Genomic DNA, 23,141 nt, shown 5'->3' on the forward strand with positions numbered 1-23,141 from the left:
CACGGTGCGGACGGAATGCGTGAGAAACGATCACAGCAAACGTTTGACGGAGCGACGCGGCGGGGATTCCTCGGGAGCGTGGGGGCGCTGGTGGCCGCGGCGGCCTACTCGGGGAGTGTGGGGGCCGACGCCGCCGCACGGGTAGCCAACGACGCGGACGACCCGATCCAGACGGTGGAATCGCCCGACGGGTCGATCGCGGTCACGGTCGACGTCGCCGACGGGGTCCCGACCTACGAGGTGGCACGCGGCGGGGAGACGTACGTCGGGCCGTCGACGCTCGGATTCGACTTCCAAAATCAGCCGGCGTTCGGCGCGAGCGCGGGCGGGTCGGACGGGCCGGTGACCGTCACGGGCACCGAACGCGAGTCGGCGACCGAGGAGTGGAAGCCGGTGTGGGGCGCCTACGAGTCGGTGTCGGCGGAGTACAACGCCTTGAGCGTCGGTCTCTCTGACGCCGTGGGAGACGGGTCCGAGGGTTCCGACGACTCCGGCACAGCGGAGAACGGCGACGGTTCCCGGAGCGCGACCCTCCAGCTTCGCGTCTTCGACGACGGGGTCGGGTTCCGGGTCGTCCTCGGCGAGGGATTCGCGGCCAACTCGGAGAAGGCGGTGATCGCGTCGGAGAACACCGGCGTCGACTTCGCGGACGACTACACCGCCTGGTGGATCGAGAACGCGGCCACGAACCCGCGGTTCGAGCAGGAGTACGCGGAGACGCCGCTCTCGGAGATCCCCGGCGGGAGCGAGGACCGGCGACCGAACGACACGCCGATGAGACTCGGGGCACACACGCCGCTCACCGTCGACGCGGGCGACGCGTACCTGAGCGTCCACGAGGCGAACCTCGACGACTACGCGGCCGCGACGCTCGCGCCTCGGAGCGACGACGGCGGGACGGCGTTCGCCACCGAACTCACGCCGCTGCCCGACGGGTCGAGGGCCTCGGTCGACCTGCCGGCGGCGACGCCGTGGCGGACGATTCAGGTCGTCGACCGGCCGGGCGAGCTGATCGAGTCGCAGCTGGTCCCGTTGCTCTCCGACCCGCTCGACGAGTCGGCGCTCCCGACCGCCGGGGGCGAGCCGGACACCGACTGGATCGAACCGCGCAAGTACGTCGGCATCTGGTGGACGATGATCGCGGGGCAGGCGAACTGGGAGTACAAGACCGACGACGAGATCGCGGCGGGAGAACAGAATCCGGCCGCCTACATCCACGGCGCCCGGACCGAGCGGATGAAGCGGTACATGCGCTTCGCGAGCGAGAACGGCATCGACAGCGTCCTCGTCGAGGGGTGGAACCAGGGGTGGGACACCTATCCCGGGAACGGCTCCGGGCTCGCGTTCGGTGTCGACGACTCTTACCCCGACTTCGACGTGCGCGAGGTGACCGAGTTCGGGGCGTCGCTTCCCGATCCGGTCGAGATGACGGCCCACAACGAGACCGCGGGCAACATCCCGAACTACGAGGAGGCGGTCCTCGACGGAAGCCCGTTCGCCGAGTACGAGTCGGTCGGCATCAGCTCGATCAAGAACGGCTACGTCGCGGACGAGGGGCTCGGCATCGACGGCGACGGAACCGAGGCGACCCACAACCACCACAACCAGCTCGCGGTGAACCACCATCGACGGGTGATCCGCGAGGCCGCCGCGAACCGCCAGCTGCTGGAGATCCACGAGGGGATCAAGCCGACCGGCGAGATCCGCACCTACCCGAACGTGGCGAACCGCGAGGTGGTGAAGGCCCAGGAGTACGACGGATTCACCCAGTTGGGGTCGAACGTCGGCCGCGACCACCACGTCACGCTCCCGTTCACGCGGAATCTCGCCGGCCCGGTGAGCTACCAGCCGGGCATCTTCGACATCACCTTCGGCGACGACCGCGGCGACCAGATCCAGACGACCCGGGCGAAACAGCTCGCGATGTACCCGACGTACCTCAGCGGTCTCCAGATGGCCGCCGACCGGATCGAGGGGTACGTCGACGAGACGTTCGTGGTCGGCGAGGCGCTCCAGGCCGCCGCCGGCGACCGCGACGGACTCGTCACCGACGACTCGTGGCGGGACGCGTTCGGGACCAACTTCGTCGCCGTCGACCCCAACCGCGCGCCGAGCGGGTCGTCGGTCTCCTACGCGGTCGAGGACGTGCCGAGCGCCGGGAGCTACGAACTCCACCTCCGGTACGCGAGCGACGCCGAGGAGAACGCCGGCCGCGTGATCGACGCCGGGAACCCCCGGGCGACGCTCCGCGTCAACGACGAGACTCGGACGATCGAGCCTCCCTTCACCGACTACTGGGACGACTGGCAGGTGTTCACGACCGAAGTCGAACTCGACGCGGGCGACAACGAGGTCGCGATCGAACTCGACTACGAGGCGGACGACAGCGGTTTCACCGGCGACGTCGGGGGGTTCAACCTCAACACGGTCGCCGTTACCGAGCCGGGGGCGCCCTCACCGGTGCCGGCCGAGTACGAGGGGTACACGCCAGAAAACGAGAACTTCGACGCCGAGCCGGCGTTCGGCTTCATCGAGTCCGTCCCGGCCGCCGGCTGGGACGAGACCCGCGTCGTCGGCTCCGCGATCGGCGACTACCTCGCGATCGCTCGCCGGCACGGCGACGAGTGGTACGTCGGCGCCATGACCGACGGGAACGGACGCGCGGTCGACGTGCCGCTCGACTTCCTCGCCCCCGGCAACTCCGGTGGCGCACCGGGTCGCGGCAACGGAAACGGTCGCGGCAACGGCAACGGAAATGGCAACGGCAACGGCCGAAACGGCCCGAAGTACGTCGCCGAGATCTACTCGGACGCGGTCGGGACAGGCGTCGACACCGACCCGACCGGCGTTCGTATCGACGAGGCGATCGTTACCCCGAGCACGACCCTGCTCGCGTCGCTGGCGCCGAGCGGCGGGACCGCGGTCAGACTGCGTCCGGCCCGAGGCCGCGAGATCAACCGGCTTCCCGAGTACGAGCGTCCGGAGCAGACGATCTCGGTGTCGATCGCCGACGAGGCCGATCTCGGGGAGTCGTTCATCACCGGGACCGGCTCCAACGACGCGCCCTTCGTCGGGGGGACCACGGTCGAGGTCGTCGTCGACGGCGAGACCGTCGCGCTCGACAACGTCCGGCTCCCGCCGAACGCGACCGACGAGACGGTCGCCCTCGGCTTCAGCATCTCGCGGATCGGGACCTTCGACGTCGTCGTCCGCGAGGCCGACGGCGGCGCCGAACTGGCGTCGGGGAGCGTGACGGTCGCGCCCGGCGACGTCGTCACCGAGTTCACTGACCCGCGGGGCGACGACGACGGACCCGGGGAGTACACCTATCCCACGAGCGGTGATTTCGAGGAGGGCGCGTTCGATCTGCGCTCGTTCCGCGTCTTGGAGACCGACGAGGAGTACCGGTTCGCGTTCGAGGTCGAGAACCTGTACGACACGTTCGGCGGCGACTTCTCGCCGCACTACTTCCTCGTATATCTGCGCGATCCCGAGGCAAGCAGCGGGCGGACGAGCGCGCTCGACGACCTCGGACTCACCGCCGAGTTCGCCCAACCGTGGCAGTACCGGATCGACGCGAGCGGCTTCGGGAGAGCGATCACCGACGCCGACGGCGGAGATCTCGGCACGCCGGGAGTGTTCGTCAGCTTCGACGCGAACACGGCGGTCGTCTCGATACCGAAGTCGGCGGTCGGCGGCGACCTCTCGGGATGGGAGGTGGTACCGGTCGTCGGTTCGGAGGACCGCGGAAGCCTTCGATCGGTCGCGGAGGACGCCGGCGGCTACGTCTTCGGCGGCGCCCGCGAGGGCGCGGTCGGCAACGCGCCACGGGTGATCGACATGATCACGCCCGAGGGCGTCAGTCAGGCGGACGCGCTGGACTACGACGCCGACTCGCTCGCGTCGCTCCCGTTCACGTCGCTGTAGGAGAGAGGGAGAGAGCCGCGCGGCGGGACGCCCCCGTCGCGTTCAGAAGTGGTTCGCGGACTCGGTCTCGTGTTTGAGTTCGCCGCCGCGGCCGCCCTCGACCGTGGAGGCGCCCTGATCGCCGGAGGAGGCGGTCCGCACCGTCACGTTGTCGACCTCGTCGAAGTCCATGATGAGGTCGCGGCGGATGTTGTCGGCGGTGATGTTCGAGATGCCGCAGCCGGAGCAGGTGCCGCCGAGTTCGACGACGACCTCGCCCGTCTCGGGGTCCGCCTCGCGCACGACGCTCGTGCCGCCGTGCATCTGGATGATCGGCATCTGTCCGACCATCCACCGCTCGACCCGGTCCGCGAGGCTTTCGTCGCTCTCGTCGCTCATTACCTCCCATACAGCGCCGACGGTATGGAAAGTTGCGGTTTAGGAGTCGGCTTCGGCAGCGAAAGGAACTGTGTCATCGTCGATGAGACGAAACGGAGCCGGGAGGGACCGCGATCGGTCGCTATCGTCCCCGGGTCGCTATCGGTCGGGTCGTCCCCGGGTCGCTATCGGTCGCTATCGTCGCTCCGGTCGGTCGACTCGCCGGACTGGCTCGGGAGCCGGGTGGGGTCGGCCGCGTCGTCGCCGTTCATCGAGTCGTCGCGTTCGAGCAGGTAGAGGAGGGGACCGAGCGCGGTCAACACGAGGACGCCGGGCAGGGGCGCGTCGGGGACGAGGATCAGGGTGACGAGGCTCGCGCCGCCGGTGAGGACGACGAGCGCGGCCCAGGTCGCCGGCGTGCCGAGGTCGACGCCGACCCGGAGAGCGTCGCGGTAGACGGCCGCGGCGATCAGCGCGACGGCGACGCCCCCGCCGCCGGCGACGAGCGCCGTGGTGACGGACATACGAGCGGTTGGGCCGAGACGCGAAAAAGGGTGTCGCGAGCGACTGCGGGGAGAGAAGAGGTTGGGGAAGAGCGCGACGGGGAGGCGAAACCCGGAGAGACTACGGCGCCTCGCCGGTCTCGATGCTGAAGGAGTCGCGCGGGTAGGCAACGCAGGTGAGCGTGTATCCGTCGTCGATTTCGGCCTCTTCGAGCATCTGCTGGTTGTCGTGCTCGACGAAGTCCTCGGAGGGACCGTCCGTGATCTGGCCGGCACAGGAGACGCACTGGCCCTGCCGGCAGGCGTACGGGAGGTCCCATCCCTCGTCTTCGCCCTGTTCGAGGATGGGCTGGTCGTTGGAGAGTTCGACCGTCTCGCCCTGCTTGACGAACTCGATCTCGAAGTACTCCACCTCGTCTTCGGGGATGTCGCCGGGACCGGAGCTGGCGGTCCCGCCCTCTTCGAGCTCGCCCTCCTCGCCGTCGCCGCCGGCCGGGATGGCGCCACCGCCGCCACCGCCGCCGATCGCGCGGTTGCCCGGCTCCGGGAACTCCGTCTCCGGGACCGCGGCCGCGCGGCGTTCGAGCACTTCCTCGGAGATGTCGGTCGTGGGTTCCCACCCCGTTCCTCTCACCGAGGTGACGAGAACGACGAGCAGCGTCGCGACCGCCGCGAGCACGATCGCGGGCGGGTTCGCGACGTTCGCAATGAGCGGATTAAGCATACGAACCGATATGGAGAGGTGGCATAAGGCCGTTTTGATCGATCCAACGGCGTGAGACCCCCGACGGCGGGGACCGGACGACGCGCCACGCCGCGGAGCGGTCCATTTATCGGCCGAGCGGTCGACGGGACCCCCATGGAAGTGAAATCGCGGCACCACCTCCGGAGCGACGAGATCACGGCGATCCGCGAGGCGGTCGCCGACCACCTCGGGGTCGACATCGACGGCGACACGTTCGAGTTCGTGGAGTTCGTCGACGCCGGCTACGAACTCGTCCTGGTCGACGGCGACCCCGCCGTCTTCTACGTCGACGACGACGAGCCGTTCCTCACCGTCCGGGGCGCGAACGACTTCGACCCGGAGACGGGCGTCGTCACGGTCGACGCGGGCGCGGTCTCGTTCGTCTCCGACGGCGCCGACGTGATGCGGCCGGGCATCGTCGAGGCCGACGAGGCGATCCGCGAGAGCGATCTGGTCGTGATCGCCGAGGAGTCTCACGGGAAGGTGCTGGCGGTGGGGCGCGCGCTCGTCGACGGCGACGAGATGGTCGGGGACAGCGGGAAGGTCGTCGAGTCGATCCACCACGTCGGCGACGACCTCTACGAGTTCTCGGTGTGAGCGCGGCGGGGACGGCAGCGGACGGCCATTTATAAATAGTTCTGCGGTGGCGCGTGCCTTCGAGCGGCCGCCCTTGGCGGCCGCGAGGAGCACGCGCGAGGGAGTCGCGGCCGCTTTTTAAGCGGCCGCGACGAGGCTGGGGAGGTGTGAGGTGCTGTGCCGTGCGGGGTGGGACTCAAAGGGGCAGTCGCGAGGACGAAGCACGGCGACGCAAGCACCGCAGCGAAGGAGCGCGAGCGACTGAGCGAGGAGCACAGCGAGCCGCGCGAGTCCTCGCGACTGGGGCTTTGGCGGTGTTCACCGTCGACGCAGTAACTTCTATTTATAAACGACCGATCGAGGTATCGACACTGTACTCGTCGACACTATCCCGATCGTCTCCGCGATTGCTCCGCGCATTTTAATCGCCTCGCCCGCAAGTCCCGACGTAATGACCGCGATCCGGGTGGTAAGCTACAACGTCCGCTACGCCAACCGCGGCGATCACCACGACGGCTGGCACGACCGGCGCGACGCAGTCGGGCGACTCGTCCGATTTCACCGACCCGACGTCGCCGCCTTTCAGGAGCCACTTCCCGAGCAGCGCAGCGACCTGCGCGAGCGACTCCCCGAGTACGAGTTCGTCGGACGCGGCCGCGAGGAGGGCGGAGAGGGAGAGGGGTGCCCGATCGCGGTGCGGAGCGACCGCTTCGAGGTCCTCGACAGCGACACGTTCTGGCTCTCGGAAACTCCCGAGGAGCCCTCGACCGACTGGGGCGCCGCCCACCCGCGGATCGCGACGTGGGCACGGGTGCGCGACGTCGACGGCGACACCGCGCTCCGCGTCGTCAACACGCACTTCGACCACGTGAGCGCGGACGCGCGCCGCGAGTCGGCCCGCCTGCTCCGCGAGCGGATCCCGGAGACAGCGGGCGGAAGCGAGACCGAATCCGACGGATCGACGCCGGTCGTCCTCGTCGGCGACCTCAACTGTACGCCCGGCTCCGACCCGCACCGGATCCTCGTCGGTGACGACCCCGAAACCGACGGAAACACCGCCGGGATACCGACCGAGGACCGCGTCGTGCTCCGCGACGCCGCGACCGCCGCCGACCTCCGACACGGCCCGGCGACGAGCCTCACCGACTTCTCGCAACTCATCGACGGGCGTCGGATCGACCACGCGCTCGTCTCGCCGGAGCTATCCGTCGAGGCGTTCGCGACGCTGGCGGACCGCGACGACCGGGGGCGGTACCCGTCCGATCACCTGCCGATCCTCGCGCGGGTGTCGCTGTAGGAGCGCGCTACTCCCCGTCCCCTTCCGTCTCGTCCTCGGTCGCCTGCTCCGCCTCTCCGTCTTCCTCCTCGGCGTACTTCTCTAAGATCGTCTCGTAGCCGCGCTTGGCGGTCTCGTACGTCTCGCGGAGGTCGGTCACGGGCGTCTCGCTCGCGTCGACGCGGAGGTCGTTGTAGTACGGGTCGTCGGTCTCCTCCTCGGTGTTACACACGATCAGCGCCGCGGACTGGACTTCCAGGTCCTCGCGCTTGTCGCCGCCCGCGGCGTGGCCCGCCGCGAGCGCGTCGATCAGCCGCTCGGCAAGCGGCGCGTCGCCGTGCGCGTCCGACTCGTAGGCGACTGCGGTGGCCTCTATCACGTCCTCGCCGGTCAGGAGGTTGCCCGCGACGGTGTAGTTCTGGCCTTCCCGGTGGCCGTACCAGTCGTTACACTCGTCGCCGGAGAACGCGAACGTGCCGTCGGCGTCGACGCCGTGGAGCTGGCGCTGGGCGCTCCCCTCGTCGGCGTTCAAGAGGGCCTCCAGCGCGTCGTCGACCGCCAGCCCGTCGCCGAGGTACTCGATCCCCTTCCGTCCCAACTCGACGTTGACGAGCGACTGGGTCGCCACCGCACCGTCGGACGACGCGAACGGACAGAGGGTTCCCACGCCCGGCAGGCGGGTGGTCACCGCCACGCCGAACCGGGTCTGGTCGCCGCCGTCCTCGTCGGTGTACCGCTCGCGAACGCAGATGCTGAACGTCACACGGGTCCTGCGTCCGCGTCCCGCAAAAGAGTGCGCTCCGGGGCCGATGGTTCCGGTTTTCCGACGGCGTGAGGGCTTACGCGAGGTCCGCGACCATCGCCGACACCGCCGCGACCTCGTCGTCGTTGATCCCGTGGCCCATCCCGTCGTAGATCCGCTCGTCCACGTCGGCGCCGAGCGCCTCCAGCACCGCGGTCGTCTCGTGGACCCGCTCTTCAGGAATGTGCGGGTCGGCGTCGCTACAGCCGACGAACGCGGGCGTGCCGGCGAGGGGACCCGCGTCGCCGTCCGTCGACCTCTTCCCCTCGTCGGCGGTCGCGTCCGCGAGGTAGTCGTCGACGTCGATCGACTCCCCGATCAGCCCGCCGCTGAAGACGGCGAGTCCGCCGTACCGGGTCGGGTTCCGGGCGACGAACTCGCTCGCGAGACAGGCGCCCTGCGAGAAGCCACCGACGAGGACGCGATCGCGAGCGATCCCGGCGTCGACCGCGCGGTCGACCGCACCGCCGACCGCCCGGAGTCCGGAGGTCCGCCCCGGCTCGTTGTCCGCGACCGGCGAGAGGAACGAGTTCGGGTACCAGGTGTTGCCCGCGGCCGCCGGTGCCAACAGGGCGACCGCGACGTCGCCGGCGAGCTGCTCGCCAAGATCGACGACGCTGCGGGCGGTCGCGCCGCGGCCGTGAACGAGCACGAGCGCCGCGTCGGCGTCGTCGAGCGGCGTTCCGGCCGTGACCAGCGGCTCGTCGCCGTGCGGGTCGTCGCCCGCGTGCGACCCCGGAGACCGGCCGGCCATCTCAGACCCCCACGCCGGCGTCGGCGTCGGGGAGATCGTGTTTGTTCACCGGGAGACCCAGCTCTTCGAGGGCGCCCTCCATGTGCCGGTCCTGCGCGAAGTCGGCCCCATCCTCCTCGCGGAGCCGCTGCGCGGTCGCGAGCACCTCGCCCTTGCGGTCGTCGGGAATCTCGTACTTGTCGGCCGACAGCTCGATGACGAGTCCGTTGTTGTCCTGGGTGTAAATCGAGTGGAAGATGCCGCGGTCGAACACGTTGTACCCCTTCCCCGCCTCTTCGAGCGCGGCCATGATGTCCTCGTACTCGTCCGGCTCGACGCTGAAACACAGGTGGTGGACGGCGCCCGTGTTGACGCGCTGCCCGCGCGCGGACGCCCGCTCGTCGCTCACGAACACGGTAAGGATCCGACCGTCGCCGGTGTCGAAGAAGAGATGCGTCTGCGAGGGGTCGTCGAGGTTCGGCTGCCGCAACACGAGCGGCATCCCGAGCAGATCGCGGTAGAACGCGAGCGTGTCCTCCTCGTTGCTCCCCCAGACAGTGATGTGATCGGTGCCGCTGGTGTGGAACGGTGCGTCCGGACGCTCCGACGTGACCGGAGCCGGGTTCTCGTCGCTCATACCAGTACGGAGGCGACCGATCCGTATAAAAGCGAACGGGACGGGAGCGTGCCCGGCTGACACCGATGTTATCGGTTCCGACCTCGGTCGGCGCGTTCAGCCGCCGTACTCCGCGCGGAACCGGTCGACGAGCCACCGGGTCGCGCGCTTGCGCTCCCCGTCAGGGACGTAGACGAAGGGGATGGGGCTGTCGAACGCGCGCTCGCCGTACAGCCCCCAGTCGCCGGCCGACCGCGTCGTCCCGCCGTACGCGATCGGAATGTCGGCCAGCTCCGAGGGCTCGTACTCGGGGACGTACGACCGCTCGATCCACACGTCGTGAACCGGAACGCCCAGTTCGTCCGCAAGCTCGCGTTCGAGGCGGTCGTCCCCCGAAACGAGCCACTCGCCGAACGCCTCGCGGTCGACATCGATCCGGTCCGCGTAAGCGATCCGGTGTTTCCAGCAGGTCGTCGGGAACCGCCGCGAGCGGTACCGGTCGTACAGCGTCGCGAACGTGGTGTCCGGTCGGTCCCGCGCGAGTCGGCGCAGCCGCTCGGCGACCGTGTTGTCGTCGATCTCCTCGTCGAGGATACCGTCCACCGTCACCGGCGGGTCGCCCGTCAGCGCGGCCGCCCGCTCGGTGAGATTGCGGAGCAGCGCGTTCGCGTACACCGACTTGTGGTGTTGCGTCACCCACATGTACAGCGCGATCCGGCCCTCGAGGTAGTTTCCGAGCGTCGAGAGCGCCTTCTCCGAGAGTGCGAGCCCCTCGTCGGGGTGGGCCGTGTAGGCGTCGACCATGCGGTCGGTGTCGAAGTTCAACACGTTCGCGCCCGTCATCCAGTTGTCCCGGGTGATGTAGTCGAGGCGGTCGACGTCGACCGGCGAGTGGAGCAGCTGCGCGCCGAGTCCGTGCTGCCACGGTCCTCCGCGTTCGTACACCAAACTGTATCCCAGGACGTACGCGCACACCTCCTCCGGGTCAACCGACAGCGACCGGAGCGCGTCACCGAAGCGGTCGAGTATCAACACGCAACCCAGAAGTTCGTGCGGACTTGCCTCGCGAATCGGGGTTTCGCCAAGTCCGGCCTCCCGGAGCGACGCGACGAAGCCGCGCGCGGCGAGTCGGTCCCGAAGCTCCTCCGGATCGAGGAACCGTTCACAAACGTGCGAAAACGGGGGATGACCCACGTCGTGGAGCAGACACGCACACTCCAGCGTGGACTGGATCTCGTCTAACGTCTCCGGCGACGTCTCTCGGGTGAAGTACGGCTCCTCTCGGAGGTTGTCGAAGACGCGACGACCGAGGTGGTAGACGCCGAGGCTGTGTTCGAACCGCGTGTGATTGGCCGCCGGATAGACGAGATGCGTCGCCGAGAGCTGTTTGACGTACCGAAGCCGCTGAAACGCCGACGTGTCGATCACGCGATCGACGACCGGATCGGCGAGTTCGATGTATCCGTGGACGGGGTCTTTGATCTGTGTAGTCATATGCGGGTGGATGCGGTCACTGCCGCCAGATAGGCGGTGCGACGCCGAGCGCCCGAACGACGAACGGGTAGCCGAAAGCGATAGCCAGCACAAGCGCCATCGATGCCACAAATCCGAGACCACCGAGAGCGCTATCGACGACCGCCAACGCGACGAACACGGCGACGAACATCACCGCCCAGTGGGGAGCGAGCTGTCGCACCTTCTCCGGCATCGAAGCCATGTCCGCAGTAGTGGTCCCGCCGAGTAGTGGCTGTCGGTGGAAAGCCGGGCGACCGCCGATCAGTACCGCGACGGAATGAACGCCATTCCGGCGAGCATGATCGACGACAGAACCGAGAGGATGAGCACGCGCGAGAGACCGCTGTTGTACTGATCAAACCGGTCTATCTCAGCGACCTGTGCCTCGTACGCCTCGATATCCGTCGACATCCGAAGCGTCGAGGCGTCGGGGAAGTGCGCGATGTAGTCCGTGTCGCCGAGCGTCACCGTCGACTGTTGAGCCACTTCGATCGTCTCCGTCTCGGTGGTCTCCCACACGAGCACGGCGCCGTCGGCCGTCACCTCGTCGACCGTAACCGTCTGCCCGTTGTATTCGAGCGTCTCACCCGTCGCGACCGAGCGTTCCTCGGGCGCGGGGAAGTACTCGTCGACGGGCACCAGCGTCCGCTCGCCGGAGTCATCTGTCACCGCGACGTACTCACCGTCGTCGAGCGTCACCGTCTCGTTTTCGGCCGTGTCGTCGGCCTCGAGGATCGCCTGCCGGTCGAGCACCTCGACGAGCGTGAACTCGGTGGCGTTCTCGCCGGCGATCTCGACACGCCAGTCACGGTCGCCGACCGAGACCGTCGACCCGTTCGTCCACGTTTCGGACGCCTCCGCCGTGAAGTTGCGCTCAAGCGTGCCGGAAATGATCATCTGGCCCTCATCGTTCTCGCTTTCCGAGATGTCGGTCACGACGTACGATTCGTCGTCGACGGGAATTGAGTCACCCTGAGAGACATCAACCTCCGGGTTCTCCAGCGCTATCTCCGGACTATCGGCCGTCGCGGTCAGCGCACCCGCCACGCCAGCGATGGCGAGGAACAGCGCGACGAACACGGCTACAGCGCGTCGTTGCATAGTTCACGCATGGGTCACCCGGTGTTTAACGGTTACTAAGCGGGTCAGTTCGCGAGACCAATCCGGGATCGAATCCCGAGCAGAAACAAAAGCCAAGGGCCGGATTTGAACCGGCGTTGGGCGGCTCTGCAGGCCGCTGCGTCTGACCGGACTCTGCCACCTTGGCGCAATCGGACGTACCGCTGTCGAGCGTTTAAGCTTAGCGGTCGCGTGTGGGACGGCGCGCCCGCTTTGGACATGAAAAAAGCCCACGGACGGAGCGTCCGTGGGCTGTGTTTGGGAGGATACCTCCCGTATGAGTGGACAGGCGGCGACTCGTGGTTCCCAGAGGATCGCTCACTCCAGTACTTCACGATACGCTGGTAGGCTTAACTTCCGTGTTCGGAATGGGTACGGGTGTTTCCCTACCGCTTTGGCCGCCTTTATGCCGACTCTCGGATTCGAACCGAGACTCTCTCTTCCGGGCGAGAGACGCCTGTGTCGGTCTGGTTCGGTACCAACCGTGTATATCGTGCGATCCAGTTACCGCCTGAACTCATGCGAGTCGTGGCGCGTCAGCGCCAATGAATGTGGCTCGGTCTGTTAGTTCTCGTGGGCTTAACACCTCGTTGCCTCGGTGCGTACACCCCGAGTCTATCGAACTCGTCTTCTACGAGTGACCTCTGTGGTACCTCTTTTCCATGTGGGTTTCGAGCTTAGATGCGTTCAGCTCTTACCCCGTGTCGCGTGGCTACTCGGCATCTGCCCTTCCGGACAACCGATACACCAGTGGCGACCAAACGTAGTTCCTCTCGTACTATACGTTCGTTCACGTCAGGTACCTCACACCCCCAATAGATAGCAGCCGACCTGTCTCACGACGGTCTAAACCCAGCTCACGACCTCCTTTAATAGGCGAACAACCTCACCCTTGCCCGCGTCTGCACGGGCAGGATGGAGGGAACCGACATCGAGGTAGCAAGCCACTCGGTCGATATGTGCTCTTGCGAGTGACGACTCTGTTATCCCTAAGGTAGCTTTTCTGTCATCTACGGGTCCCATTCCGGAACCTCGTAGGTTCGCTAGACCACGCTTTCGCGTCAGCGTTCCTCGTTGGGAAGAACACTGTCAGACCATCTTGTGCTCTTGCGCTCTTCGCCGGATTCCCGACCCGGCTGAGATGATCTTCGGGCGCGCTCGATATCTTTTCGAGCGCGTACCGCCCCAGTCAAACTGCCCGGCTACCGGTGTACTCCTCCCGGAGTGAGAGTCGCAGTCACCGACGGGTAGTATTTCAATGTTGACTCGGTGGCGTGCTAGCGCACGTACCTGTGTAATGTCTTCTACCTATGCTGCACATCGGCGACCACGTCTCAGCGACAGCCTGCAGTAAAGCTCTATAGGGTCTTCGCTTCCCCTTGGGGGTCTCCAGACTCCGCACTGGAACGTACAGTTCACCGGGTCCAACGTTGGGACAGTGGCGCTCTCGTTTATCCATTCATGGCAAGCCGCTACTGAAGCGGCAAGGTACTACGCTACCTTAAGAGGGTCATAGTTACCCCCGCCGTTGACGGGTCCTTCGTCCTCTTGTACGAGGTGTTCAGATACCCGCACTGGGCAGGATTCAGTGACCGTACGAGTCCTTGCGGATTTGCGGTCACCTGTGTTGTTACTAGACAGTCGGAGCGCCCGAGTCACTGCGACCTGCTCCTCAGAGAGCAGGCATCCCTTCTTCCGAAGGTACGGGACTAACTTGCCGAATTCCCTAACGTCGGTTCTCCCGACAGGCCTTGGCTTGCGCTGCCAGAGCACCTGTGTCGGATCTCGGTACGGACATTATGCTTGCCTTTTCACGGGCCCTATGTACGGCTGACTTTCGCTATTTCGCGCTTCGCTCGCTTCGTGCCGTGACGGCGTCCACGAGTTTCCACGATTTGACCGGGCGAGTGCCCGGCTCAGCGTTCCACACGGCGTCGGCGTTTACTGCATAATGGCGCTGGAATATTAACCAGCTTCCCGTCGGTGTAGTCAAGTTGTGGTACACCTTAGGACCGGCTAACCCTCGGCTGAACGGCAGTGCCGAGGAACCCTTGCTCTTCAGGCCGTCGAGGTTCTCACCCGACTATCGCTGCTACTGTGACCAGGATTGTCGTTACTGGACGGTCCACACGAGCTCTCGCCCGGGCTTCCGTCCGACCAGTACGCCAACCTACGCGGTTGCCCCTGTCAAGGGCACGGCCAGGTCTCGGTGGTAGATTTGAGCCCCGATCATTTTGGGCGCCTCAAACCTCGGCCGGTAAGCTGTTACGCTTTTCTTAGCGGGTAGCTGCTTCTAAGCTCACCTCCCGGCTGTTTAGGGCTTGAGACCACCTTCGAATCGCACTTAATCTACACTTTGGGACCTTAACCCGGCTCTGGGTTGTTCCCCTCACGGTACACAGGCTTACCCCGCGCACCGGACTCCCTTCGTCTACAGCGCCTGCGGGTTTGGAGTTCGACAGGATGGCCGACTCCTCTCGGAGGCGGGTCATCCAATCGGTAGCTCTACCCCGCGGGCTACCTCGGAAGAGGTCATGCTTCGACATGTTTCGGTTGGAACCAGCTGTTGCCAGGCTCGATGGGCCTTTCACCCCTACACACGAGTCACGAGAGGGTATTGTAGAACACCAACTCTAACAGGCCTCCACGTGGCTTTCGCCACGCTTCACCTTGCTCGCGCGTAGATCGCCTGGTTTCGGGTCGCACCCAATTGACTCCCCGCGCTTGAACACGGTGGCCCTCACACGAATGTGCTGCGGCCGTATCGGTTTCCCTGCGCCTTCCCCGGTTCACGGGTTAGACTCGCCAATCAAGCGCACTCCCTGGGTCGTTTTTCAAAACGCACGACACGACGCCGGCTCGTCTCTCTTCCTACTAGAGAATCGCTTCTCGGTCGTTTTGAGAGACGCCTTGTACGCCCTGTCGCTCGATCGCCAGCTGATTTCAGGCCCTATTGCACCGCCCTTTTCGGGGTGCTTTTCAGCGTTCGCTCACGCTACTTGTTCGCTATCGGTCTCGAGGAGTGTTTAGCCTTCTCAGGGGATGCCTGAGTTGTTCACAGAGGATATCCGACCCCTGCTACTCTGGTATTGACGCCGACGGTACTGTTCTCTCATACGGGGTTGTCACCCTGTTTCACGCTCCGTTCCAGGAGACTTCTGAGAGAGTGTCGCGTCTTGGTTGTCAACCCGAACACCACATTGGTCCGAAGACCTTCGGTTTGGGCTGTGTCGCGTTTACTCGCGGTTACTGACGACATCGCGGTTGCGTTCTTTTCCTTCCCTTACTGAGATGTTTCAATTCAGGGAGTTCCCTATTGCGCGTGGCAATTGTAAAACGGATTCCGATTCGGAGATTCCATGTTCTTTCCCTCCATGCGGGTCCCATGAGCTTTTCGCAGCTTGGCACGTCCTTCGTCGGCTCTCGAGCCGAGCCATTCACCAGCTGGCACAGTAGCCAGTAGCGTGTCAGCCAACTCTCCAGAGGAGAGTGCTGACGGTGTCAAGTGACATAGTGTCACCCGACTGTATATGGTTCACTGACGTTCCACGAACTCGGATGAGTTCAGTGGACGTCTGGATTGCACGTATACACGGTTGTCATTGAATCGCCCCGGGTGTGACGGGGCGTTCGTCGAACCCTTCCCATCCGCGGTTTCCCGGGATGGGCGGATCGGTCGTCGTGTTCGAATCGAGTCGCGTCTCCCACTTAAGGGGACGGATTCGCTTCGAACGGACATGGACTCACTGGGATTCGAACCCAGGGCATCCTCCTTGGAAGGGAGGCACTCTACCGCTGAGCTATGAGCCCACCTTCCCTGGTGGGAAGGTCTGGTATGTGTTGTGTGGGCCGTGGTCGTTCTGCGGTGTCCAAGCCGGTGGTGGGCGGACGGACACAGGCCAATGCGAATGAGTAGTGACCGTCTGAAAAGACGGTCGTAAGGTGAGCTCGCCCAGAGGGCGAGTCTCGGGTCGGTGGAGGTGATCGAGCCGCAGATTCCCCTACGGCTACCTTGTTACGACTTAAGCCCCCTTGCCGAAGCCCAGATTCGACGTTCGTGGAACGCCTCATCCGGACCTCACTCGGGTGCTTTGACGGGCGGTGTGTGCGAAGGAGCAGGGACGTATTCACCGCGCGCTTGTGACACGCGATTACTACCGAATCCAGCTTCATGTGGGCGAGTTGCAGCCCACAATCCGAACTACGATTGAGTTTCTGAGATTACCGTCTCCTTTCGGAGTTGGAACCCTTTGTCTCGACCATTGTAGCCCGCGTGTTGCCCAGCACATTCGGGGCATACTGACCTACCGTTGCCCGTTCCTTCCTCCGTGTTAGCCACGGCGGTCTCCCGACTGTCCCCAGCTACCTCGCGGTACTGCTGGCAAGTAAGGATGCGGGTCTCGCTCGTTGCCTGACTTAACAGGACGCCTCACGGTACGAGCTGACGGCGGCCATGGACCTCCTCTCTGAAACTCGGACAAGGTCATCAACCTGGTCGTCATTATTACAGTCGATGCTGGTGAGATGTCCGGCGTTGAGTCCAATTAAACCGCAGGCTCCTCCGGTTGTAGTGCTCCCCCGCCAATTCCTTTAAGTTTCATCCTTGCGGACGTACTTCCCAGGCGGTCTGCTTAGCGGCTTCCCTACGGCACAGCACCCACTCGTAGTGGGAGCCACACCTAGCAGACATTGTTTACGGCCAGGACTACCCGGGTATCTAATCCGGTTCGAGACCCTGGCTTTCGTCCCTCACTGTCGGATCCGTTCTCGCGACGTGCTTTCGCCATCGGCGGTCCGTCCAGGATTACGGGATTTCACTCCTACCCCGGACGTACCCGTCGCGCCTTCCGGTCCCAAGCCACGCAGTTTCTACCGGGCGCCCACCTGTTGAGCAGGTGGATTTCCCGATGGACTTGCGCGGCCAGCTACGGACGCTTTAGGCCCAATAAGATCGGCCATCACTTGGGCTGCCGGTATTACCGCGGCGGCTGGCACCGGTCTTGCCCAGCCCTTATTCTGGTACCACCTTACGGTACCGAAAAGCACAGGCGCTATGCCTGTGGATTCTGGGATCCCCCTATCGCACTGTCGTGGAGTGTAAAGGTTTCGCGCCTGCTGCGCCCCGTAGGGCCCGGAATCTTGTCTCAGATTCCGTCTCTGGGTTCTCACTCTCATGACCCATACCGATTATTGGCACGGTGGGCCGTTACCCCACCGTCTACCTAATCGGCCGCAGCCACATCCTTCGGCGCCGGAGCGTTTGGCATACCACTCATTCCAGTGGTGGTATGGTATACACTATTAGCCTCAGTTTCCCGAGGGTATTGTGTTCCGAAGGGTAGTTTGGCCACGTGTTACTGAGCTATTCGCCACGAGTCTGAACTCGTGCGACTAGCATGGCTAAATCGGATCCCAATAGCAATGGCCTCCGGCAGGATCAACCGGAATGAATATCCTTCGAGCCTGATTCCCGGCTCGAAGGGGGTGTTGGCGGGTGTCAACGTAGTGTTGACACACCATTGCATTGGTCTGTGTGGTGTCCGGGTCCAACCAGCGGCTTGGATGGCACCGAACGACCACGGCTCACATCAGATCGCCGCTTACGCCGGAGCGCAGGGGGCGCGATCCTCATCCTTCGCGGACCTGAACGTACTGTTCGACGGGTCATAAACCCATCGACTAGTTCGGGTCCAGCGAAACCGGGCCGGGTTGAACGGCCCGAGTCCGCGATGCGTTCTTCGCATTTCTTCAAATGCCCCGGTTGTATTTAACCCCGTCGAACCATCTCCGCCACGTCATGCGGTTTCATGCCGAGAAGAAGCGGACAACCGACCGGATCGAACCGAATCGGAGACCGTTTGTCTGAGATGGCATCTCTGCGCCGACGCAGTGATCAAGCCCGAGACGTTCTGCTCGACTCGCACCGAAAACGAGAGATTGGAACCGGAGCGTTCGGATGGGAACTACTCCTCGTCGAGGTACTCGATACCCTGCTTTGAGACGTTGGCTTTCGTGATATCGCTGAGGTCGTTGAGCCAGAAGTCGTCGTCCGCCTCGTCGACTTCCGGGGCACTGTCCTTCCAAGCCCAGCCTTCGTACTCGTGGACCTTTCGGGTCCCCTTTTCGCGGAGGCGGAGCGTCGTTCGCTGCGCCTCCTCCTCCGAAGGAGCCGGCTCAAGCGTTCGAGCCGCTTTGAGTGCCGCCTGACGCGGCATATTTCCCGAGAACTCGCTCGGTTCCGAGCCGTCTTCCTCTCGAAGGGCAAAGTTTCGCTTACCGTCTTCACGTACCATGGTTTTGCCTCCGTGTGACTCCAGCACATAGTGTGTAATAAATATATCGGGAAAATGAAAGCTGTCCGGCACAATATTTATATACTACCTCGGTCGCTGGTAGCGGTTTCGGGCCCGACGTGAGAGGAACGACGTTCGGATCCGGCGCGGGTTCGCGGGATGTCGACGGCGTGCGAGACGACGAGTGAGGGGTAGTATCGGTAAACAACACTTATGTGTCTGCTATGGCGAACTGCGACAAGCACACCCGCGATGGTCCGCAAAAAGAAGCTCAGCCCCAGTGGCGCCAAGGACGACGAGGGGGAGTATCACAACGTCCACGTGAACCTCCACGAAGACGAGCTCGCCGTCGCCGGCATGGACATCGGCGACGAGGTGTTCGTCCGGGTCCGAGACGGCAAGATAATCATTCAGAAGGCGGACGCCAACCCTGAGCAACTCGAACACGACTTCTGACGCGGATCGCGGGAGTTCGCCGTAGCTTCGCCGCCGAGCGACCGCGGCGCGGACCGCGGTCGGCGGATTGATTGTCGCTCGTGACGAGACTCAGACGATGGGCGCGTACGATTCTGTTGAAGCCGGCGCTGTTCCGGCTTCCGGCGGAGACCGCACACGGACTGATTCATCGACTGCTCAGCGGCGTCCAAGGAACGCCGGTCGCCGCCGCGCTCGCCGATCGATACGCCGTCGACGACGAGCGGCTCGCGGTCGACGCGTTCGGATCGGCGTTCCCGAACCCCGTGGGCGTCGCCGCCGGCTTCGACAAGAACGCTCACGTCCCGCGAGCGCTGGCCTCGCTCGGATTCGGGCACGTCGAAATCGGTGGGGTCACCGCCGAGCGCCAACCCGGGAATCCCCGGCCGAGACTGTTCCGACTCCCGGAGGACGAGGCGCTCGTCAACCGGATGGGGTTCAACAACGAGGGCGCGGACCGGGTCGGGAGACGGCTCGACCGCGACCCGCTGCCGGACGTACCGGTCGGGATCAACATCGGGAAATCGAAGTCGACGCCGCTCGCCGACGCCCCGGACGACTACCTGTACACGTACGAGCGCGTCGCGGACGCGGGCGACTACTTCGTGGTCAACGTCTCCAGCCCCAACACGCCCGGACTCCGCGAGCTCCAGGACCGCGCCGCCCTGGAGCGTATCCTCGGAACGCTCGACGACGCCGGCGCTGATCCGCTTCTCGTGAAGCTCTCGCCGGACCTGCCGGAGCCGGCCGTCACGGACGCGCTCGGGGTCGTCGACGAACTCGACCTCGACGGCGTCATCGCGACCAACACGACCACGTCGCGGCCGGACTCGCTGCGGAGCCACAACCGGGCCGAACGGGGCGGTCTCTCCGGGAAGCCGATCGAATCGATCGCGACGGAGCGGGTTCGGTTCGTCGCGGAACGCACCGACGTTCCGGTGATCGGCGTAGGGGGAGTCTCCGACGCCGCGGGCGCCTACGAGAAGATACGGGCGGGCGCCTCGCTGGTCCAGCTGTACACCGGACTCGTCTACGAGGGGCCGGGACTCGCGCGCGACATCAACGAGGGGGTTCTCGAACTGCTCGAACGGGACGGGTTCGACTCGGTGGAAGACGCCATCGGGGCGGACCTGTGACCGAGCCGGAGCCGGACGGAAGAGCGGGGAAGCCTACGCGTCGTTGCGGACGATGACGACGACGCCGTCCGCCTGAAGCAGCTCGCCCTCGCCCTGATACTGCCGCTCCTCTTCGACCGCGAACTCGTCGCCGACGAGCGTGACGCCCGCGACGCGGAGTTCGTCGCCGTCGAGTTCGTACTCGCCCTGCGCGAGCGCCGCCTCGATGTCACCGACCTGGTCGCCGTACTTCGGTCCCACGGTGGCGTAATCGAGGTCGATACCCGTGATCACCGTTTCGACGGGCGCGTCGCCGTCGGGGTGGACCGAGAGGTCGTCGACGCTGGATCACGCCGGTGATGTCGTCCTCGAAGCCGCGCACGTCGGCGTACACCTCGACCGCGTCGAGCGCGGCGGTGAGCGGGAGCTGGTTCTCGCTTTTGTACTTCCGGAGCGCGCCGACGACGGCCGTCGCGGCGGTCCCGGCGTCGCGGTCGGCCTCGACCCCCAGCGACTCGGGCCAGTCCGCGAGGTGGATAGAATCGCCCGCGCCGTCGGCGAGGGCGGCCCCCTCGGCGTCGGAGGTGCCGGCGGGTGCGTCGGCCACGGCGTCCGCGTACATGTCGTGCCATAGCTCCTCGGAGACGTGCGCGAGGAGGGGCGCGAACAGCTTCAGGAACCGGCGGTGCGCGGTCCGGAGCGTGTACGCCGCCGCGTCGTCCTCGCGCTGTTTGGCGATCTCGAGGTAGTCGTCACAGAACGTGTTCCAGAAGAAGCTCCGGAGCTGGTCCCGCGCCTTCGAGAACGCGCGGTCCTCGAGCAGGCCGGTGAGCCGCTCGACCTCGGCGTCGAGCTCGGCGAGCAGCCAGCGGTCGAGCTCGCGGAGTCCGTCTTCTGGCTCTGTCGGGAACGGCTCCGGCGCGAGCGACTCGACCAGCTTCGAGGCGTTCCACAGCTTCCGGATCAGTTTCTCGCCCGCGCGCAGGTCCTTCTCCTTGAACGGGAAGTCGTCGCCGACGGCGGTGCCGGCGGCCCAGTAGCGCGTGGCGTCGACCGGGAACTCCTCGAGGACGGCCTCCGGCTCGACGACGTTGCCGACGGACTTCGACATCTTCTCGCGGTTCTCGTCGAGGACGTGCCCGTTGATCATCGTCTCCTCGAACGGGACCTCGCCGGTGTGCTCGTAGCACTTGACGAGCGTGTGGAACAGCCAGAAGCTGATGATGTCGTGGCCCTGCGGGCGGAGATCGAACCGGTACAGCTCCGGGTGCTCCATCGTGAACTCTTCGGCCTCCTCGTCCCAGTCCCAGCCGGCGTTGATGAGGGGGGTGAGACTGGAGGTGGCCCACGTGTCGAGCACGTCGTCCTCCGGTTCGAACTCCTCGTGCCCGCACTCGGGGCAGGCGTCGACCGGCGGATCGTCGGAGAGCGGGTCGACGGGCAGGTCGGCCTTGTCGGCGACGACGACCTCGCCGCAGTCGTCGCAGTACCACACGGGGAACGGGATGCCGGAGGAGCGCTGGCGGGAGATGAGCCAGTCCCACTGGAGTCCCTCGACCCAGTGCTCGTACCGAGTGAACATCTTCTCGGGCGACCACTCCATCTCCCGGCCGACCTCGAGGTACTCGTCGGTCTTGTCGAGCATCTCGACGTACCACTGCTCGGTGACGAGGAACTCGACGCTCGTCCCGCAGCGCTCGTGGACGTTGACCGTGTGGGTGATGTCGCGGCGGTCGAGCAGCGCGCCCGCCTCGTCGAGGTCATCGACGATGGCCTCGCCGGCCTCCGAAGAGTGTAGCCCCTCGTACTCCTCGGCGACGTCGGTCATGTGACCGGACTCGTCGATGGCGACCCGGAGGTCCAAGTCATGGACCTGGTACCACTCGATGTCGTTCTGGTCGCCGAACGTACAGCACATCACGATGCCGGAGCCGGTGTCGGTGTCGACGCGCTCGTCGGCGATGATCGGCACCTCGTGGCCGAACAGCGGGACCTCGGCGGACTCGCCGACCAAGTGTTGGTTCTCGTCGTCGTCGGGGTGGACGAAGACGGCGACGCAGGCCGGGAGGAGTTCGGGGCGCGTCGTCGAGATGACGAACTCCTCGGCGTCGCCGCCGTCACCGCCCTCGCTCCCGGCGACGGTGAAGGCGATGTCGTTGAAGTGGCTCCCCTGCTCGTCGTCCTCGGTCTCGACCTGCGAGATGGCGGTCTCGCACTCCGGACACCAGATCGCGGGCGCCTTCTCGCGGTACTCGCGGCCCTGGTCGTAGAGGTCGACGAACGAAAGCTGCGAGACGCGCTGGACCCGCGGCTCGATGGTCTGGTAGGTGTGGTCCCAGTCGACGGAGACCCCGAGCGACTGCACGTTCTCGGTGAACTGCTCCTCGTAGTCGGCGCAGACCTCGCGGCACTTCGCCTGGAACTCACGGCGCTCGAACTCCTGATGGCGGATGTCGAGCTCGTCCTCCGTCAGGCGCTCGGAGGCGATGCCGTTGTCGTCGTAGCCGAACGGGAAGAACGTCTCGCCGCCGTTCATCCGCTCGAAGCGCGCGACGAAGTCCTGGAGGGTGAACCCGTACAGGTGGCCCATGTGGAGGCTCCCCGACACCGTCGGCGGGGGCGTGTCGATGGAGAAGACGGTGTTCGGGTCGACCGGGTCGTCGTCGGGGTAGGCGTACGTCTCCTCGTCGACCCAGCGCCGCTGCCAGCGCGGCTCGACGGCGTCGGGGTCGTACTCACCACTGGGCATTTCGGTCACACGTTCCGCCGGTTCCCCCTTAACGGACTCGGTTGTGCGGGGCAGAGGCGCACGACGGGGCGGCCGACCGCGATCAGACGCGGTCGTCGAGGTCGTGTTCGGCCGCCATCTTCGACGCCTCCGCCGCGAACCGCTCGATTTCGTCGTCCGGACTCTCGCCGAGCGCGGTCTCCTCCACCTCGCGGCCGGCGGTGATCCCGTCGCCGGTGACGAGCCGCTGTTCGGCCAACTCCTTCGTGCTGCATCCGCTCGCCGTCCTCGGTGGCGTAGGTGAGCCGGACGAGTCCCTTCGAGTCGAACTGTCGGTCGACGAGCCAGACCGTGGTCATACG

The 23,141-nt window shown here is 65.5% G+C and carries 15 protein-coding genes, 2 tRNA genes, 3 rRNA genes and 2 pseudogenes; 5 read left to right on the top strand and 17 right to left on the bottom strand.

What is annotated here, in order from left to right:
• Positions 1–78 precede the first annotated feature (78 nt).
• Positions 79–3,927, top strand: coding sequence for a glycoside hydrolase family 97 catalytic domain-containing protein (locus ACODNG_RS08385; protein ID WP_434520944.1), 3,849 nt, complete (start codon positions 79–81; stop codon positions 3,925–3,927).
• A 42-nt stretch (positions 3,928–3,969) separates the two neighbouring features.
• On the opposite strand, the gene ACODNG_RS08390 is transcribed toward ACODNG_RS08385, so the two are convergent.
• The 3 genes from ACODNG_RS08390 to ACODNG_RS08400 form a co-directional block, all read right to left on the bottom strand.
• On the bottom strand, positions 3,970–4,305 hold the full coding sequence (locus tag ACODNG_RS08390; RefSeq protein WP_149799551.1) for a NifU family protein: 336 nt from the start codon (positions 4,303–4,305) through the stop codon (positions 3,970–3,972).
• Positions 4,306–4,469: 164 nt separating this feature from the next.
• The gene (locus tag ACODNG_RS08395) at positions 4,470–4,808 is read right to left on the bottom strand and encodes a hypothetical protein (protein WP_434520945.1); all 339 of its coding nucleotides are present in this window, start codon (positions 4,806–4,808) and stop codon (positions 4,470–4,472) included.
• Positions 4,809–4,908: 100 nt separating this feature from the next.
• Positions 4,909–5,511: a 2Fe-2S iron-sulfur cluster-binding protein gene (locus ACODNG_RS08400; RefSeq protein ID WP_434520946.1), complete on the bottom strand. Its 603-nt coding sequence runs from the start codon at positions 5,509–5,511 to the stop codon at positions 4,909–4,911.
• A 135-nt stretch (positions 5,512–5,646) separates the two neighbouring features.
• Between ACODNG_RS08400 and ACODNG_RS08405 the strand changes: the two genes are divergently transcribed.
• Positions 5,647–6,129: an RNA-binding protein gene (locus ACODNG_RS08405; protein ID WP_210113578.1), complete on the top strand. Its 483-nt coding sequence runs from the start codon at positions 5,647–5,649 to the stop codon at positions 6,127–6,129.
• A gap of 430 nt (positions 6,130–6,559) precedes the next feature.
• A complete protein-coding gene (locus ACODNG_RS08410; protein ID WP_434520947.1) occupies positions 6,560–7,405 on the top strand; it encodes an endonuclease/exonuclease/phosphatase family protein in 846 nt (281 codons plus the stop codon).
• 7 nt (positions 7,406–7,412) lie between these two features.
• Here ACODNG_RS08410 and ACODNG_RS08415 read toward each other — a convergent pair whose 3' ends face one another.
• The 12 genes from ACODNG_RS08415 to ACODNG_RS08470 all read right to left on the bottom strand — a co-directional run bounded on the left by ACODNG_RS08415 (position 7,413) and on the right by ACODNG_RS08470 (position 18,462).
• Positions 7,413–8,147: a DUF1028 domain-containing protein gene (locus tag ACODNG_RS08415; protein WP_434520948.1), complete on the bottom strand. Its 735-nt coding sequence runs from the start codon at positions 8,145–8,147 to the stop codon at positions 7,413–7,415.
• Between the two features lie 76 nt (positions 8,148–8,223).
• Positions 8,224–8,940: an alpha/beta hydrolase gene (locus ACODNG_RS08420; protein WP_434520949.1), complete on the bottom strand. Its 717-nt coding sequence runs from the start codon at positions 8,938–8,940 to the stop codon at positions 8,224–8,226.
• A gap of 1 nt (position 8,941) precedes the next feature.
• Entirely contained in the window at positions 8,942–9,556 is a 615-nt protein-coding gene (locus ACODNG_RS08425; RefSeq protein ID WP_434520950.1) for a VOC family protein, read from the bottom strand.
• Positions 9,557–9,652: 96 nt separating this feature from the next.
• Complete coding sequence (locus ACODNG_RS08430; protein WP_434520951.1) at positions 9,653–11,029, bottom strand: HD domain-containing protein; 1,377 nt, start codon at positions 11,027–11,029, stop codon at positions 9,653–9,655.
• Positions 11,030–11,045: 16 nt separating this feature from the next.
• Positions 11,046–11,252 (bottom strand): hypothetical protein, encoded by a 207-nt coding sequence (locus tag ACODNG_RS08435; protein ID WP_434520952.1) that lies wholly within the window; start codon positions 11,250–11,252, stop codon positions 11,046–11,048.
• 59 nt (positions 11,253–11,311) lie between these two features.
• The gene (locus ACODNG_RS08440; RefSeq protein WP_434520953.1) at positions 11,312–12,151 is read right to left on the bottom strand and encodes a hypothetical protein; all 840 of its coding nucleotides are present in this window, start codon (positions 12,149–12,151) and stop codon (positions 11,312–11,314) included.
• A gap of 90 nt (positions 12,152–12,241) precedes the next feature.
• Positions 12,242–12,317 (bottom strand) — tRNA-Cys (locus ACODNG_RS08445).
• Positions 12,318–12,453: 136 nt separating this feature from the next.
• A 5S ribosomal RNA gene (gene rrf / locus ACODNG_RS08450) occupies positions 12,454–12,575 on the bottom strand.
• A gap of 140 nt (positions 12,576–12,715) precedes the next feature.
• A 23S ribosomal RNA gene (locus ACODNG_RS08455) occupies positions 12,716–15,634 on the bottom strand.
• Positions 15,635–15,907: 273 nt separating this feature from the next.
• Positions 15,908–15,979 (bottom strand) — tRNA-Gly (locus ACODNG_RS08460).
• 165 nt (positions 15,980–16,144) lie between these two features.
• Positions 16,145–17,617, bottom strand: a 16S ribosomal RNA gene (locus tag ACODNG_RS08465).
• The 16S, 23S and 5S rRNA genes sit together here with 2 tRNA genes alongside, the layout of an rRNA operon.
• A gap of 515 nt (positions 17,618–18,132) precedes the next feature.
• On the bottom strand, positions 18,133–18,462 hold the full coding sequence (locus ACODNG_RS08470; RefSeq protein WP_434520954.1) for a non-histone chromosomal MC1 family protein: 330 nt from the start codon (positions 18,460–18,462) through the stop codon (positions 18,133–18,135).
• A 252-nt stretch (positions 18,463–18,714) separates the two neighbouring features.
• Here ACODNG_RS08470 and ACODNG_RS08475 point away from each other — a divergent pair, with 252 nt between their 5' ends.
• Positions 18,715–18,918: a hypothetical protein gene (locus tag ACODNG_RS08475; RefSeq protein WP_210113749.1), complete on the top strand. Its 204-nt coding sequence runs from the start codon at positions 18,715–18,717 to the stop codon at positions 18,916–18,918.
• 113 nt (positions 18,919–19,031) lie between these two features.
• On the top strand, positions 19,032–20,072 hold the full coding sequence (locus tag ACODNG_RS08480; RefSeq protein ID WP_434523081.1) for a quinone-dependent dihydroorotate dehydrogenase: 1,041 nt from the start codon (positions 19,032–19,034) through the stop codon (positions 20,070–20,072).
• A 33-nt stretch (positions 20,073–20,105) separates the two neighbouring features.
• On the opposite strand, the pseudogene ACODNG_RS08485 reads toward ACODNG_RS08480, so the two are convergent.
• Both ACODNG_RS08485 and ACODNG_RS08490 read right to left on the bottom strand, forming a co-directional pair.
• A pseudogene (locus ACODNG_RS08485) lies at positions 20,106–22,800 on the bottom strand (valine--tRNA ligase).
• Positions 22,801–22,882: 82 nt separating this feature from the next.
• Positions 22,883–23,138 (bottom strand): annotated as a pseudogene (locus tag ACODNG_RS08490) (hypothetical protein).
• Between the last annotated feature and the right edge of the window lie 3 nt (positions 23,139–23,141).

This window comes from Halorubrum sp. AS12, from assembly GCF_051122765.1.
Classification (GTDB): domain Archaea; phylum Halobacteriota; class Halobacteria; order Halobacteriales; family Haloferacaceae; genus Halorubrum; species Halorubrum trapanicum.